The organism is Ruegeria sp. AL11 (assembly GCF_056540865.1).
Window position 1 is genome coordinate 356,554 of record NZ_JBQFXO010000001.1, and the last position, 13,957, is coordinate 370,510.

General features: G+C 57.9%; 16 protein-coding genes. 4 read left to right on the forward strand and 12 right to left on the reverse strand.

From position 1 onward, the window contains the following. Nucleotides 1–18: 18 nt before the first annotated feature. A complete protein-coding gene (locus ACR0IP_RS01815; protein ID WP_170373888.1) occupies nucleotides 19–321 on the reverse strand; it encodes a hypothetical protein in 303 nt (100 codons plus the stop codon). 218 nt (nucleotides 322–539) lie between these two features. Here ACR0IP_RS01815 and ACR0IP_RS01820 point away from each other — a divergent pair, with 218 nt between their 5' ends. From ACR0IP_RS01820 to ACR0IP_RS01835, 4 genes are all read left to right on the forward strand, one after another. Then, complete coding sequence (locus ACR0IP_RS01820) at nucleotides 540–755, forward strand: twin-arginine translocase TatA/TatE family subunit (protein ID WP_170373887.1); 216 nt, start codon at nucleotides 540–542, stop codon at nucleotides 753–755. Between the two features lie 6 nt (nucleotides 756–761). Further along, complete coding sequence (gene tatB, locus ACR0IP_RS01825; RefSeq protein ID WP_170373886.1) at nucleotides 762–1,220, forward strand: Sec-independent protein translocase protein TatB; 459 nt, start codon at nucleotides 762–764, stop codon at nucleotides 1,218–1,220. After that, nucleotides 1,217–2,092, forward strand: a complete 876-nt coding sequence (gene tatC / locus ACR0IP_RS01830; RefSeq protein ID WP_170373885.1) for a twin-arginine translocase subunit TatC — start codon at nucleotides 1,217–1,219, stop codon at nucleotides 2,090–2,092. The genes tatB and tatC overlap by 4 nt, the downstream gene beginning before the upstream one ends. A 118-nt stretch (nucleotides 2,093–2,210) precedes the next feature. Further along, nucleotides 2,211–3,053: an ATP-binding protein gene (locus ACR0IP_RS01835; protein WP_170373884.1), complete on the forward strand. Its 843-nt coding sequence runs from the start codon at nucleotides 2,211–2,213 to the stop codon at nucleotides 3,051–3,053. Nucleotides 3,054–3,112: 59 nt separating this feature from the next. Here ACR0IP_RS01835 and ACR0IP_RS01840 read toward each other — a convergent pair whose 3' ends face one another. From ACR0IP_RS01840 to alr, 11 genes are all read right to left on the reverse strand, one after another. After that, nucleotides 3,113–3,769, reverse strand: coding sequence for an SDR family NAD(P)-dependent oxidoreductase (locus ACR0IP_RS01840; protein ID WP_480523463.1), 657 nt, complete (start codon nucleotides 3,767–3,769; stop codon nucleotides 3,113–3,115). Between the two features lie 42 nt (nucleotides 3,770–3,811). Next, nucleotides 3,812–4,060, reverse strand: coding sequence for a hypothetical protein (locus ACR0IP_RS01845; RefSeq protein ID WP_480523465.1), 249 nt, complete (start codon nucleotides 4,058–4,060; stop codon nucleotides 3,812–3,814). A gap of 221 nt (nucleotides 4,061–4,281) precedes the next feature. Then, nucleotides 4,282–5,805: an amidophosphoribosyltransferase gene (purF, locus tag ACR0IP_RS01850; protein ID WP_170373881.1), complete on the reverse strand. Its 1,524-nt coding sequence runs from the start codon at nucleotides 5,803–5,805 to the stop codon at nucleotides 4,282–4,284. A gap of 599 nt (nucleotides 5,806–6,404) precedes the next feature. Continuing rightward, nucleotides 6,405–6,995, reverse strand: coding sequence for a CvpA family protein (locus tag ACR0IP_RS01855; RefSeq protein ID WP_170373879.1), 591 nt, complete (start codon nucleotides 6,993–6,995; stop codon nucleotides 6,405–6,407). A 40-nt stretch (nucleotides 6,996–7,035) separates the two neighbouring features. Beyond that, a complete protein-coding gene (gene radA / locus ACR0IP_RS01860) occupies nucleotides 7,036–8,400 on the reverse strand; it encodes a DNA repair protein RadA (RefSeq protein ID WP_170373878.1) in 1,365 nt (454 codons plus the stop codon). A 120-nt stretch (nucleotides 8,401–8,520) separates the two neighbouring features. Then, a complete protein-coding gene (locus ACR0IP_RS01865; RefSeq protein WP_480523467.1) occupies nucleotides 8,521–9,303 on the reverse strand; it encodes a kinetochore Spc7 family protein in 783 nt (260 codons plus the stop codon). A 155-nt stretch (nucleotides 9,304–9,458) separates the two neighbouring features. Continuing rightward, nucleotides 9,459–9,905, reverse strand: coding sequence for a paraquat-inducible protein A (locus tag ACR0IP_RS01870; protein WP_170638573.1), 447 nt, complete (start codon nucleotides 9,903–9,905; stop codon nucleotides 9,459–9,461). An 83-nt stretch (nucleotides 9,906–9,988) separates the two neighbouring features. Next, nucleotides 9,989–11,185 carry an adenylate/guanylate cyclase domain-containing protein gene (locus tag ACR0IP_RS01875; protein WP_480523469.1) on the reverse strand — a complete coding sequence of 399 codons (1,197 nt, stop codon included), beginning with the start codon at nucleotides 11,183–11,185 and terminating at the stop codon, nucleotides 9,989–9,991. Between the two features lie 66 nt (nucleotides 11,186–11,251). Next, a complete protein-coding gene (locus ACR0IP_RS01880; RefSeq protein ID WP_425082899.1) occupies nucleotides 11,252–11,998 on the reverse strand; it encodes an ABC transporter ATP-binding protein in 747 nt (248 codons plus the stop codon). After that, nucleotides 11,995–12,777, reverse strand: coding sequence for an MlaE family ABC transporter permease (locus tag ACR0IP_RS01885; RefSeq protein WP_170548344.1), 783 nt, complete (start codon nucleotides 12,775–12,777; stop codon nucleotides 11,995–11,997). Before ACR0IP_RS01885 ends, ACR0IP_RS01880 begins: the two co-directional genes overlap by 4 nt. After that, nucleotides 12,774–13,808 (reverse strand): alanine racemase, encoded by a 1,035-nt coding sequence (gene alr, locus ACR0IP_RS01890; protein WP_480523471.1) that lies wholly within the window; start codon nucleotides 13,806–13,808, stop codon nucleotides 12,774–12,776. Before alr ends, ACR0IP_RS01885 begins: the two co-directional genes overlap by 4 nt. Between the last annotated feature and the right edge of the window lie 149 nt (nucleotides 13,809–13,957).

Sequence of the window (13,957 nt, forward strand, 5' to 3'; positions counted from 1 at the left end):
ACGCCGTTCTGACCTGTGTCAGGTCATGTTCCATAGGACTGCCTCATGCCGCATCTGCAGGCTTTCGGGGTTGATGGCTGCCATCAGGGCCGGTGCAAACTCCTGTTGCGGGAATTCTGCAGCCGCCGTCTGAGCAGCGTTCATATCTTGCCAAACGACATAGTCCGTCCAGCGACCGTCTTCCCCTTGGCTGAGGTGGCGGTGGGCAAAGCCGGGTGCTGCGCGCACGAAGCTCTCGGTCGATTGGCTGAGTTTGACGAAGGCCTCGGGTGAGGTGCCCTCGGCCAGGGTGAAGGTGACGATTTCGGCGACATGGGTCATGTGTTTCTCCGTTGACCAGGTTGCAATACCGCTGTCCTAGCCTGTTACAACTGACATAAACCTGTCAGTTGAGAAAAGCGAGAGCCATGAATCCGCAAGATCACATCAAATTTGCCGCCCGAATTGGCTCGGCCACCTTTTGAGAACGCGGCTTGCCGCGTAAACACGGGGTCAGACAAGGGTTCAGGCGCAGTGCGCCTTTGAGAAGGAGAATAAACATGCTCAACAATATCGGACTTCCCGGCCTGCTGCTGATCGCTGTTGTGGTGCTGGTGCTGTTTGGCCGCGGCAAGATTAGCTCGCTTATGGGTGAAGTGGGCAAGGGCATCACCTCGTTCAAGAAAGGCGTCAAGGAAGGCGCGGACGAGCTGGAGCAGGACGCAGCGGAAGTGGCCAAGGACGTCACGCCCGAAACCGAGAAAGACAAGGTCTAAACCCGGATGTTTGATCTGGGCTGGACCGAGCTTCTGGTCATCGGCATCGTTGCCCTGATTGTGGTGGGGCCAAAAGACCTGCCCGTGCTGTTTCGCAATGTCGGGCGGTTTGTCGGCAAGGCTCGCGGGATGGCGCGTGAATTTACCAGCGCTATGAACGAGGCCGCGGATCAGGCCGGTGTGAACGAGATCAAGAAGGGTCTGAACGCGGCCACGAATCCCGTAAACAGCGCGATGGACGGTGTGAAAAAGGCCGCTCAGGATCTGAGCAGCAGCATCGACCCCACCAAGTTCGATCCTGAAAGCGAAACGGGCAAGCTGGCGGCTGAGCGGGCTGAACAGGCCAAGAAGATTCAAGCCACCTCCGCCCGCGCCACAGCCGAGCGCAAGGCCAAAGAAGCCGCTGATGCGCTGGCCAAAGCCGAAGAGGCCGAAGCCGCGCTGAACACTGAGAACAAGACATGAGCAAGACCGACGAAATCGAAGACAGCTCGGCCCCGCTGATCGAGCATCTGGCCGAATTGCGGACACGGCTCATTCACTGCGTCGTGGCGTTTCTGATCGGTATGATCATCTGTTTCACGGTTGCGACGCCTCTTTTCAACTTCCTGACGCATCCTTTGTGTGAGGTGTTGAATGAGCGTGGGCAGGATTGCGGGCTGATCTTCATCTCGCCGCAGGAAGGCTTCTTTGTTGCGATCAAGGTGTCGCTGCTAGGGGGCTTCATTCTAGCGTTCCCCTACATCGGGATGCAGATGTGGCGCTTCGTTGCTCCGGGGCTATATAGGTCCGAGAAGAACGCTTTCTTGCCGTTCATGTTGGCCTCGCCCTTCATGTTTCTTTTAGGGGCAAGCTTCGCCTTCTACGTTGTCACACCTTTGGCCTATGACTTTTTCCTCGGGTTCCAGCAGTTCGGCGCTGAAGGTGAGGCCGTCGTGGATGGCGCCACGGCCGCACCGCTTAGTGTGGTGTTCCAAGGCTCCGCTCAGGAATACCTGAACCTGACAATCAAGTTCATCGTGGCCTTCGGGTTGTGTTTCCAACTGCCCGTGTTGCTTACGCTGATGGGCAAGGCGGGGCTGGTCACGGCTGAGGGGCTGGGTAGTGTCCGTAAATACGCGGTAGTCGCCATTCTGGTGCTTGCTGCGCTCGTGACGCCTCCCGACGTGATCACACAGATCATTCTGTTCGTAGTGGTCTACGGCCTTTATGAGGTGTCGATCTTCCTTGTGGCGCGTGTCGAAAAGAAACGCGAAGAACAACTCCGCGCGGATGGCTACTATGATGACGAGGCCGAAGCGGATGAGGACCTGATGCAGGAAGAAGACGGGAAGTAATCTCTTGCTGTTCCCAAGATAGGCGCGCCATGACTGGCGCGCCTTTTTCGTTGGAACCCCTTGTTGCCAAAAGCCGAACGTGGTTTGACACCGTTGGAATATGACCCCGGAGGCCACCATGGATACCCAAGCCCTGAACCGTATCGCAGACGCGTTAGAGCGGATGGCTCCGGCCCCTTTGGCGGCTCCGGACTTCAATGCCGCGCCGGCTTTCGTCTGGCAGGTTGAGCCAGACCGGCTTGAGCCTGTCCCTCAGGTCAACCGCGTTGATCTGGAACTGCTGGTCGGCATAAACCGTTCACGCGATACGCTGTTGGACAACACAAGGCGCTTTGCGGCGGGGTACAAGGCCAACAACGCGCTGCTGTGGGGCGCGCGAGGGATGGGGAAGTCCAGCCTCGTCAAGGCCGTCCATGGCACGCTGCAAACCGAGCACGCAAACCTGAAACTGGTCGAGCTTCAGCGCGAAGACATGAGTTCGGTCGCGCGGCTGTTGAACCACCTGCGCGCAGCGCCGCACCGGTTCATCCTGTTCTGCGATGACCTGTCGTTCAGCCACGATGACCAGCACTATAAGTCGCTCAAGGCTGTATTGGATGGCGGCATCGAAGGCCGGCCTGAAAACGTAGTCTTCTACGCCACCTCGAACCGTCGCCACCTGATGCCACGGGACATGATCGAGAACGAACGCTCCAGCGCTATCAACCCGTCGGAAGCAGTCGAAGAAAAGGTCTCACTGTCCGACCGGTTCGGGCTTTGGCTCGGCTTCCATCCCTGTGACCAGGACGAATACCTGGCCATGATCGACCGTTACTGCGCCGCCTACAATGTGTCGGTCGACCCGGAAACCCTGCGCGCAGAAGCCATTGAATGGCAAGCGACACGCGGGTCACGCTCGGGCCGTGTTGCGTGGCAATTCTTCGTCGATCTCGCAGGGCGCAACGGCGTCCATATCGCGTGATCCCAGCTTCATCTGGCTAAAAATACCTCCGCCGGAGGCATGGCCCAACCGGCCACTCCCTACAACAACGCCAGAATCCGAGCCGCCTCATCCGCTGTGCTGGTCAGCACATCGCGATCCTCACCGGGGTGAAACCGCGCGCGCACGGCTGTCGGCATCGGGGCAGGTTCCACAATCGTCACCTTAGGTCCAGTCCGTTCAGTCTCAACCTGCCAACTGCGTGCCAGTGCCATCTGGGCCGCCTTGGTGGCGCCGTAGATGCCATAGAACTTCTCGCCTGCCTTGGGGTCATCAAAGAAAACGGCATGCCCGGCCTCGCCCAGCAAAGGTGTCACATAAGGGATCAGAACTGAGGTGGCATTGGCGTTGGTGTTCATTGCCTTTGTCCACTCTTTGGGATCAACGAAATGCGCCGGTGTGAGGGCCGAAGTATGGACGGCCGTATGCAGCCACAAATCCACTTTGCCCCAGCGGTCATGAATACCCCGGCATAGGGTGGCCATCGCGTTGGGATCGGTGATGTCCATCGGCGCAAGGGTGGCCGAACCGCCCTTGGCTTTGATCCGGTCGTCCAACTCTTCCAGCCCGCCGGTGGTGCGGGCGACGGCGACGATGTGATATTCGGGGGCCAGCGCTTCGGCCAGGGCTGCGCCCAACCCGCGAGAGGCCCCAGTGACGAGGGCAATTTTGTTGGCAATTTTGGTCTGATCGGTCATAGCAGCGGTTTGAACGCCCGCGCGCGGGTCGTCAAGAGGGCGCTAGCCTCCCGGAATTCCAATCCGGCGGGTCTGGCCGCTTTGTCGCAGCATGATCCCTTGTTCATCAATGGCGACAACGGTGCCCGACGCCACGCGGCTTCCTGGCTTGACCTCTTTTACACGCCCCGATGACAAGCGCATCAACGCGCGCAGGTCGGCTTTCGGGCCAAAGACACCCAGAACCGAGACCGAATTTCTTTTCAACGCGCCCCGCTGCGTGGCCGCGCTTTTTACATTGGCATTTGGCATTTTCTGCGGCTCGAACCCGGTTCGAACCCCTTGTGTGAGTGGTGGTGAAGCGCTGCCTACCAAACCGCAAAGTAAATCAAAAGATCACCCCGCTCGCATCAGATCACGGCGAGGTGAGGGGGCCGGAAGCCTTTGCAATCAGGCCATTCCCATCGGCAAAATCCAGCCAAAGCCGTGGCGATGCCCACGGCCTGCGTTGTTTTCTGATTCGCGTTGTCTCTTTAGCCCGACGCCAGTTTCGCCGCGTTCCACGACCCGCCAACAACCTGCATGTCTTCGCGCTTTTTGCTGACGCGGGTGCTGTTTTCGAGGCTGTCGAGATAGTCACCGCTTACACTGCCGGTGATGTAGTTGCCGTCAAAGCAGGAACAGTCGAACGCCTCGATCTCGGGGTTGCCTTCTTTTGCGGCCCAGATCAGATCGTCGAGGTTCTGATAGAACAGAGCATCCGCACCCAGTTCTTCGCGAATTTCTTCGATCTCTTTGCCATTGGCGATCAACTCGTGCTTGGTGGGCATGTCGATGCCATAGACATTGGGATATTTCACCGGGGGCGAGGCGCTGGCGATATAAACTTTCTTGGCGCCGGCCTCACGACACATCTGAACAATCTTCTTGATCGTATTTCCGCGCACGATCGAGTCGTCGATCAGCAGGACATTGTGATCCTTGAACTCCAGCGGAATGGCGTTCAGCTTGCGGCGAACGGATTTCTGGCGCTCTTCCTGACCGGGCATGATGAATGTCCGACCGACATAGCGGTTCTTCACCAGACCTTCGCGATAGGGAATGCCGGTGATCTTGGCGGCCTCAAGCGCCACGGGGCGGGCGCTATCAGGAACCGGGATGATCCGGTCGATCTGAAGACCAGAGTCCTGGATCTGTTTGGCCAGCGTTTGCCCCATACGCATCTGGGTTTTGTAGACCGAGACGCCGTCCAGAAGGGAATCCGGACGGGCCAGGTAGACATATTCAAAGATACAGGGCGTCAACTTGCCTTCGACGGCCTGAAACTCGTGCATATTGCCGTCCAGATCAATCAGGATAGCCTCGCCCGGGTTCAGGTCACGGATCTTGGTAAAGCCGTTGATACCAAAGGCCACATCCTCAGAGGCGAAGGCGTAGTCATTACCATCGCCCTCGGTCTCGCGGATTGCGACCGAAAGCGGACGAATGCCGTGCGGGTCGCGGAAGGCCAGCATGCCCACACCTGCAACAAGGCAGATGACCGAGTAGGCACCCTGTACACGCTCCATTGTCATCTTCACGCCGGCAAAGATGTTGCGAATGGGTTCGGCATTGCCATTCACCTTGATCGCGTCGGCCACCTTGTCGGCCAGAACGTTCAGCAGGATCTCGGAATCTGACGTGGTGCGCAGGTGACGGCTGTACTTTCCGGTGACTTTTTCGCGCTGCTCAGCCGTGTTAGTGATGTTGCCGTTATGGACCAGATAAATCCCGTAAGGCGCGTTGACGAAAAAGGGCTGTGCCTCGGACGCGCTGAGCGACCCTGCGGTGGGATAGCGCACATGGCCCATGCCGACCTTGCCCAGAAGAGTTTCGGCGTCCGTCGCATTGAACACGTCTTTGACCAGACCGTTGGCTTTTTTCTCGCGAAAGAACTCACCGTTGTATGTGACGATCCCAGAGGCATCCTGACCCCGGTGCTGCAGCATCAGCAGCCCGTCATAGATTTCCGCAAACACATCATGTGTCCGGCTTGCGATCCCCAAAATCCCACACATTTACGGGCTCCAATTACTATGACGTTTTGACGAGAGGGTTGAGTGACGGCCGGATAGGGAGGGGTCGTACCGTTCGTATCTTGCAGGCCAGACGGTGCATTGTCACCGCATTGCAGGCAGATGAACATTGAAAGGACAAACCCGACAGCTCCGATTCCGTGGCAGTTTGGCCTCCACATACTGCCTTAGAACGCGGCTGTCATCAAAGGATCACATTTCTATAGGCCGCAGTTCCGATTTCTTCAGTTGCGGCGTGGTGACATATGAATTCATTTGTGCTGACATATGCATAATTTCATCGCGGATCTTATCGGGGAGGGGGCCAGAATGTGGCAGGAACGCTCACCAAACAAGAAAGATGAGCCGCCCAAAAGGCGCTGCCATCGGTGCCGCGGCATGGGGCGTGCGCCGTGCCCGATCTGCAATGGGGCAGGTGAAGTGGTCAAAAGCCGCGATATTCTAGGTAAACCGATTTCCAGCCGCTGTGATGGCTGTTTCGGGTTGAAAACCACCCGCTGTACGGTCTGCGGGGGTGAGGGGTTCGTTCAATGAAAAAGCCCGGCGCGAGGCCGGGCTTTTCGATGAACATTCTGTATGAATTAGCTGTCGGTGGTTTCCGCAGCAGGGGCCGCGTCGCCTGCGGTGCAGCTGGCCACCAGCTCTTCGTATTGTGCCGTGACCCAACCCAGCGCGGCCTCGGGGTTTTGTTCTTCGATCTGGGTGCTGAACTGTTCGAACACCTTGGCCGAGCGGCTTTCGTCTACCAGAGTGTAGGACTGGCCGGTCATCACGGTGTCGTAGACAAAGAACGCGATAGCGACCAGTAGGATGCCACGTGCGATGCCGAAGAAGAAGCCAAGCGCCTGGTCAAGACCGCCCAGTGCCGACCGCTGCACCAGCGATGAAAATAGCGGCGTGAAGATGCTGACGATGATCAGGGCAATTGCAAACACGGCTGCGAAGCCGGTGATGACCGATAATTCGCAGCTGTCGCGCAGGAAGTCTCCGACCACCGGGATTTCTTTGACCAGCGGCACGGCCTGCGGTGCGAAGATGAATGCGAGGACAGCTGCTGCCACCCAACCCGCGATGGCAAGAACCTCGCGCATGAAACCGCGCGAATAGGCCAGAATGCCTGACAGCACGATGATCAGGGCCACAACCCCGTCAATAATTGTAAAACCTTCCATGGCCCTCGCCTGTTCTTTTTCTGCCCCTCAGGGCCGGACTTTAACCTGCTCCGAAGGTTTCGCCAACAAACCCAACCAAATCAGAGGGTCGGGTGAGTGTCAGACCTGCCACAGTGCCGGTTTTGCCGCCCGCCGGAGCGATTGCCGATGTGAAACCAAGTTTTTGTGCTTCTTTCAACCTGTTTTCGGTCTGAGGGGCCGGTCTAAGTGCCCCGGACAGCGAGATTTCTCCGAAAACGACCGTATCAGCGGGCAGGGCGCTGTCTTCGCGTGCACTTAGTAACGCTGCGGCAACAGCCAGATCGGCGGCGGGTTCACTGACCTTCAGCCCTCCGGCCACGTTCAGATAGACGTCGAGACCCGCGAAGGGGATGCCGCAGCGGGCTTCGAGCACGGCGAGGATCATCGCCAGCCGCCCGCTGTCCCAGCCGACGACGGTACGACGGGGTTGCGAATGCGGTGACGGGGCGACGAGTGCCTGCAATTCCACCAAAACAGGGCGAGTACCCTCGATCCCGGCAAAGACGGCCGAGCCGGGGCTCGGCGTGCCGCGTTCGGACAGGAACAGGGCCGAGGGGTTGGTGACCTGCGCCAACCCTTTGCCCGTCATCTCGAACACGCCGATCTCGTCTGCGGGGCCAAAACGGTTCTTGACCGCGCGCAGGATGCGGAACTGGTGGCCGCGTTCGCCCTCGAAGTAGAGAACGGTGTCGACCATATGTTCGACAACGCGCGGGCCTGCGATCTGGCCTTCTTTGGTGACATGGCCGACCATCACGATCGACACACCGTGTCGTTTCGCAAACGTGGTCAATTCATGCGCTGCAGCCCGGACTTGTGACACCGAGCCGGGCGCGCTGTCCACATTGTCGGCCCACATGGTCTGAATCGAGTCGATGATGGCGAGGCCGGGTCTTTCGGCCTCCAGCGTTGTCAGGATGTTGCGCAGATTGGTTTCCGCCGCCAGTTGCACCGGCGCGTCCTCGAGCCCCAGACGGCGGGCACGCATACGGACCTGCGCGCTGGCTTCTTCGCCCGAGACATAGATCGTTTTCACACCAGCGCGCGCGAACCGAGCGGCGGCTTGCAGCAGAAGGGTGGATTTGCCTATGCCGGGGTCTCCGCCCACTAGCAGGGCTGAGGCGGGGACAAGGCCGCCGCCCAGAACGCGGTCAAGCTCATCCACCCCGCTGAGTGTACGGGGTGGCGGGGTCTCCTCGGTCGACAAGTCCGTGAGTGCAATAGACTGGCCCCGCTTGCCGCCGAGGGATTTCTTGGCCGGACCCGCCGACAGGGGCACGTCCTGGGTGATCGTGTTCCATTCGCCGCAGGCGTCGCACCGCCCGGACCATCTTGTATGTGTCGCACCGCAGGCCGAACAGGAGAAAGAAGTCGTCTTTGCCATGAGGCCTTTGGTGCCCGAGGATGGGCGGTTCTTCAAGCCCTTGCGGGCTTTCATCTCCGCCGGTGGCGCGCCGCGTCCTCAGGCCCTGCGGGCCATCGGGTGCGGCGGGCGCTGACGCGCTTATTCCGCGGCGCGAGGGTGCGACATTGCGACCACGCTGGAGGCGCTTGGGTCGCTGCCGTCAGGAGGTGTCTGCAATTGCGCCGAAAGCTCAGGTAGAAGTTCGAATAGTTCATCCCGCAATCGCGACAGCTGAGATTTGGCGATGGATTCCTCGATCTCGATATCTCGCGTCCATTGGCTGAGTTCGTGCAGGATGGTCTGGGCGTCCTCGATCCGTTGCTGGAACAGTTCAACTTCTTCCTGCCGCTGTTTCAGGAACATGCGGGCGCGTTCGACCCGGTCGTTGCCATAGGTTTCGGCCAGTTCGTGGCTGATCTGGCTCATCTGAGCAGCGGTTTCCAGGATCTCAGGTTCGAGCGCCTGAAGGTCGGGGTGGTCGCGCAGAAAGGCCATACGCTCTTTTACCGCATCGAATTCCGACGCCAGAGCGAAAACGCCGCTGCGATCTGCAGCATGGGCGACTTGGTACGCTTCGACGATGTCCTGCATTTTCAGCGAGAACTTCCTGTGCGCGTTCTCAAGCGCCATCATCCGGGCGCTAGAGGGCAGGTAAAAGCCGAGCATCAGAATCAGGCAGGTCAGGCCGATCTGAACAAAAATGCCAGCGTCGATCACGCCGGTCTGGCCGAATCCGGCCTGAAGGGACAGCCAGGGCAAAACCCCCAGCGCCGAAAGTGCGGTTGCAACCACCGCGCCGAGGGCTGCGACGCAGATCATGAAAAAAGTCAGTCTTAAAAAGGCATTCTGAAATTGCAATGTAATGTTGTTGAGGGCGGGCATGGTCGTCCATCTCCTTCTCAAACCGATACAAATCGGGCCGAAGCGGAGGACATATCAAACACGCAATGTGATCCTCTGCGGACCCGTACACACTAGAACTTTGCTGCTCGAAATATAGAGATGATACTTAGAAATGTGTTTTCAATCAACACGGTCTAAGCTTTTCGTGAAGTGGATGTCATCTCGGTAATATATCCCAGCGCGATCGAGGCCAGAATGCAACCGGTAAACAGGTAAAGGCCCCAGGCCGTCTCGATGGTCGCGTAAGAGATCCCCTTGGCGAGCGTGATATAGAGCGCGATGAGGAAGATATCGGCCATGGCGAGCTTGCCCAGGATGTTCAGCGCGGGTTGGACGCGGGCGTCCAGCAGGTCCCATTGGATCAGAGCGGTGCCGATGGTTTTGATGTAGGGCGCGAAGAGTGCGAAGACGGTGACGACCAGCGCGAGGAAGATGTCGGATTTCCATAGAGATTGGAGGCCGGTGATGACGCTGATTTCGGATAAGCCGAAGATCGGCAGCAGGCCCGCGCGCATCAAAGGCGCGAACCACGCGATCGGGTAGAGGATCAGGAGGGAGAGGGTAGCGAGGCGGAGGGTCATAGTCTCGAACAAGAACGCGGATACACGAAAACGTACAATGTACTGAGTCCTTACTAGTCATGTACAAACTGATCTGGCTGACACTATGAGAATCCTTTCCACGTTGCAGGGATGGAGTAGTTTCGAATTTGGTAGACTTTTTGGCTTTTTTTGAAACCACGAAGCTCACGCTCCATCGCAACCGTTTCGACGTCCTCAAGAAGATCTTGAAAAGCAGCAGAGCATATCATCTTGATACCTTGTTTGGTTGCCTCTTCGAGCATCCGCGCAGTTAAATTCACTGCTGGCCCTATCGCAGTAAAGTCCAATCTCGATTCTGTTCCAATGTTTCCTAGGAACACTTCGCCCACATGGAGGGACGATTTGAACGAAAGTTGCTTCTCTGGAAATTGAGCTTTCATTTCTTTTTTTATATCTTCAACAGTTGCTAAGGCACATTGCGCAGCTGCTTTTTGCGCGTCTCTAGAAAATGAAGAGCTGTAAATTACTAAGACTCCATCTCCAATGAATTTTAAAATCTCAACTTGGTACTTTTCGACGTTCTGCCCGACGATTCCAAAAAAGGAATTAAGAGTTCCCAACACGCTCTCATAATTTGATGCATCAGCAATCTGAGTGAAACCCGAAAGGTCCGCAAACAAGACAACCGCGGTAACCACTTCGCCTTCACCTCGACTTACTTTGCCGCTAAGGATTTTTTTGCATGGTTCGCGTCCGACATAGGATTCCAGAACAAATTTTTTGTCAAAATGCTCGGTGTGATATTCCTTCAGCCTTGCAATTGGGTTCCGGAGCGCATTGAGAGCCTCAACTTGCTGGCCATTGAAGCCTCCTGCATTTTTAGTCGAAAACTCTATGTTTCCCGTGGCGCTTCCGTCAGTGTTCACTAGAGGTAAAATCAAGACGTCGCTATATCCCAAGTCCTTGTAGGCTCTTTGAAACCTTGACGTAACTCGCGTCTTTCCGCTCGAAAAGCGAAAACGAATCTCTTCGGGATTTTCAATCATCTTGGAAAGCGGCGTTTCGAGGAACTCTGGCGATTTCATAAAGGAATGATCAAAAGTTCTTCTTCTGACACCTTTTTCTCGTGTCCAGCTGTACCGTATACCTCTGATTTGAGGATGTACGAAAATACCGTTAACCACACATGCAGAAAGCGGCACCCCAGCGTCGATAAGACGAGAAGAGCACTCTAACAAAAGTTCTTCAATTGACTTGGGCGGGGGTGCTCCCGCGACTAGCCAGTCTACAATGGAGCCAACTTTTATACTGTCGACCATATGGATGCTCAAAATTGCTTGAGAGCAAACTTTACTCGAAATCAGCGAATTGATCGACTGGTTTTATCACCGCACCGCCTCAATCGGCCCTTCCGCACTCCCGCTGATGAACTGCTCCAGGTACGGATCGCCCGAAGCATCCATCTGCCCAACAGGCCCGGTCCACTGGATCACCCCGTCATGCAGCATCGCCACGTTGTCGGCGATTGCGCGGACGGATGTCATGTCGTGGGTGATGGTCATGGCGGTTGCGCCCATCTCGGTCACGATCTCGCGGATCAGATCGTTGATGACGCCGGACATGATTGGGTCCAGCCCCGTCGTGGGCTCGTCGAAAAAGATGATCTCGGGCTCGGCGGCGATGGCGCGGGCAAGGCCCACACGTTTCTGCATCCCGCCCGACAGCTCGGACGGAAAGCGGTCGGCGACGTTGGATTTCAGGCCCACACGACGGAGTTTCTCGATGGCGATCTCGCGCGCCTCATCCGTGGGGCGTTTCAGCGAGCCTCGTAGCAGGCGGAAGGCAACGTTCTGCCAGACGGGCAGCGAGTCGAACAGCGCCGCACCCTGGAACAACATGCCAAAGCGCGCCAGAAACGCGTCGCGGTCGCCCTTGCTGGCGTCCTTGCCATCGACATAGATCACACCGCTGTCGGGCTTGATCAGGCCGAGGATACATTTCAGCGCGACCGATTTGCCCGTGCCGGACCCACCGATGATGACCATTGAGGTGCCCTTGGTGATCTCAAGGTTCATGCCCTGCAGCACGTGGTTGTCATCAAAGGACTTTTTGACGTTCTCCATCCGGATCATAGCGAGAAGAACACTCCTGTCAGAACGAAGTTGGCAGCGAGGATCAGCACGGCTGCTGCCTCGACCGAGCCTTTGGTGGCGCGGCCCACGCCTTGTGCGCCTCGGCCCGAGTTCATACCGTAATAACAGCCCATGATGGCCGCGATCAGGCCGAAGGCAGCACCCTTGACAAGGGATGAGACGATGTCGCGGGTTTCAAGGAAGTTGACCGTGTTTTGCAGATAGGCAGCCGGGTTGAACCCGAGGTTCTGTGTCGCCACAGTGTAGCCGCCCATGATGCCTATGATGTCGCCGATACCGACAAGAATCGGCACCGTGATCAGCGCCGCCAGCACGCGCGGGGCGGTCAAGTACTTCATCGGATGGGTAGACAGGGTGACCAGCGCGTCAATCTGCTCAGTCACTTTCATCGTAGCAATTTCGGCCGCGATAGAGGAGGTCACGCGCGCCGCGATCATCAGACCGACCAGCACCGGTCCAAGCTCTCGTACCATGCCGATGGCAACGATCTGAGGGACCACGGCCTCGGCATTGAACCGTGCGCCGCCTGCGTAGATCTGCAGGGCCAATGCGCCGCCGGTAAAGATGGCGGTCAGGCCGACCACGGGCAGCGACAGCCAGCCGATATTCAGCAGCGCCATCGCGATCTCGCGCGGGTAGTAGGGCGGGCGCAGGATATGCGACAGTGAATCCAGCGCAAACAGGGTCACGCGCCCAAACGCGGCCAGCAGAGTCAGAACTGTGCGGCCCAGCCCACCCAGCAGAGACAGCGGGTTCATTCCACGTACCCTCGTGAATAACGGCGGCCCATTGATGTTAGGATTTCATAGCCGATTGTACCTGCAGCCTCGGCCAAATCGTCAACGGTCTGATGTCCGTTAAGGATGCGCAGTTTCTCGGGCTCAAAGCCCAGATCGGTGACATCGATGGTGATCAGATCCATCGAGATGCGACCGACAACCGGGCAGGGTTGGTTGCCTGCGAAGGCGTCAATACCGCCGCCGATGGCACGGTGCAGGCCGTCGGCATATCCGGCGGTGACGGTGGCAATCTTTGACGGGCGGCGTGCCGTCCAGCTGTTGCCGTAGCCCACGGTCTCTCCAACCGCGACGTCGCGCACCTGCACGACCGGCAGATCGACGGTGACGACGGGCTTGGCCTCGGCAAAGGGCATCCCGCCGTAAAGGCCAATGCCAGGACGGCAGAAGTCAAAGTGGAATTCAGGCCCCAGCAAAGTACCTCCGGTGGCAGCCAGAGACCGGGGGGCCGTCATCCCGTCGGTCATCCCTCGAAACGCGGTCAGTTGCTGCTGGTTCATTGGATGGTCCGACTCGTCCGCGCAGGCCAGATGAGACATCACAACCGCCGGGTTCAACGCCTCGGCCTGAGGGCGCAGCTCGGCCCAGTCGGCGGGCTCCAGTCCAAGACGGTTCATGCCGGTGTCAAGCTGGATGCCGAACCCATGTTCAGGCAGAGCCTGTTGGTGGCGTTGGAATTGCTCGCCCGAGTTGATCAGGGGTATCAGGTCGTTATCGCGCAGCAGCTCGGTATCCCCGTCCATATGACCTGAGAATACAGCGATCATCGGGCCAGGCCCGACCGCCTCGCGAATTTCTGCGCCTTCTTCGGCGACGGCGACAAAAAACTTGCGGACACCTTCCTCGGCCAATGACCAGGCGACAGGTTCAGCCCCAAGACCATAGGCGTCGGCCTTTACTACGGCGCCGGTTTCGACATCCGTTTTTGCATCGAGCGCCCGCCAGTTGCTGGCGAGCGCCTGAAGATTGATCGTCAAACGTGCGGTACTCATGGAGTTGTTCATGACACTGGAACACGGCAGGTCAAGAGGGGATCGCACACAACCTGTCAGGAAAATCCGCAAGATAGGCGGCATACGGCCATCTGACGCAGGAATTTGGGTAGGTTTAAGGGGCTTTTGACTGGCAGTGATGCGCGTAT

What these genes read in the sequence shown, in the direction of transcription:
- ACR0IP_RS01815 (WP_170373888.1), bottom strand. Translation starts at nt 321, where the DNA reads ATGACCCATGTCGCCGAAATCGTCACCTTCACCCTGGCCGAGGGCACC.
- ACR0IP_RS01820 (WP_170373887.1), top strand. Translation starts at nt 540, where the DNA reads ATGCTCAACAATATCGGACTTCCCGGCCTGCTGCTGATCGCTGTTGTG.
- tatB (WP_170373886.1), top strand. Translation starts at nt 762, where the DNA reads ATGTTTGATCTGGGCTGGACCGAGCTTCTGGTCATCGGCATCGTTGCC.
- tatC (WP_170373885.1), top strand. Translation starts at nt 1,217, where the DNA reads ATGAGCAAGACCGACGAAATCGAAGACAGCTCGGCCCCGCTGATCGAG.
- ACR0IP_RS01835 (WP_170373884.1), top strand. Translation starts at nt 2,211, where the DNA reads ATGGATACCCAAGCCCTGAACCGTATCGCAGACGCGTTAGAGCGGATG.
- ACR0IP_RS01840 (WP_480523463.1), bottom strand. Translation starts at nt 3,769, where the DNA reads ATGACCGATCAGACCAAAATTGCCAACAAAATTGCCCTCGTCACTGGG.
- ACR0IP_RS01845 (WP_480523465.1), bottom strand. Translation starts at nt 4,060, where the DNA reads ATGCCAAATGCCAATGTAAAAAGCGCGGCCACGCAGCGGGGCGCGTTG.
- purF (WP_170373881.1), bottom strand. Translation starts at nt 5,805, where the DNA reads ATGTGTGGGATTTTGGGGATCGCAAGCCGGACACATGATGTGTTTGCG.
- ACR0IP_RS01855 (WP_170373879.1), bottom strand. Translation starts at nt 6,995, where the DNA reads ATGGAAGGTTTTACAATTATTGACGGGGTTGTGGCCCTGATCATCGTG.
- radA (WP_170373878.1), bottom strand. Translation starts at nt 8,400, where the DNA reads ATGGCAAAGACGACTTCTTTCTCCTGTTCGGCCTGCGGTGCGACACAT.
- ACR0IP_RS01865 (WP_480523467.1), bottom strand. Translation starts at nt 9,303, where the DNA reads ATGCCCGCCCTCAACAACATTACATTGCAATTTCAGAATGCCTTTTTA.
- ACR0IP_RS01870 (WP_170638573.1), bottom strand. Translation starts at nt 9,905, where the DNA reads ATGACCCTCCGCCTCGCTACCCTCTCCCTCCTGATCCTCTACCCGATC.
- ACR0IP_RS01875 (WP_480523469.1), bottom strand. Translation starts at nt 11,185, where the DNA reads ATGGTCGACAGTATAAAAGTTGGCTCCATTGTAGACTGGCTAGTCGCG.
- ACR0IP_RS01880 (WP_425082899.1), bottom strand. Translation starts at nt 11,998, where the DNA reads ATGATCCGGATGGAGAACGTCAAAAAGTCCTTTGATGACAACCACGTG.
- ACR0IP_RS01885 (WP_170548344.1), bottom strand. Translation starts at nt 12,777, where the DNA reads ATGAACCCGCTGTCTCTGCTGGGTGGGCTGGGCCGCACAGTTCTGACT.
- alr (WP_480523471.1), bottom strand. Translation starts at nt 13,808, where the DNA reads ATGAGTACCGCACGTTTGACGATCAATCTTCAGGCGCTCGCCAGCAAC.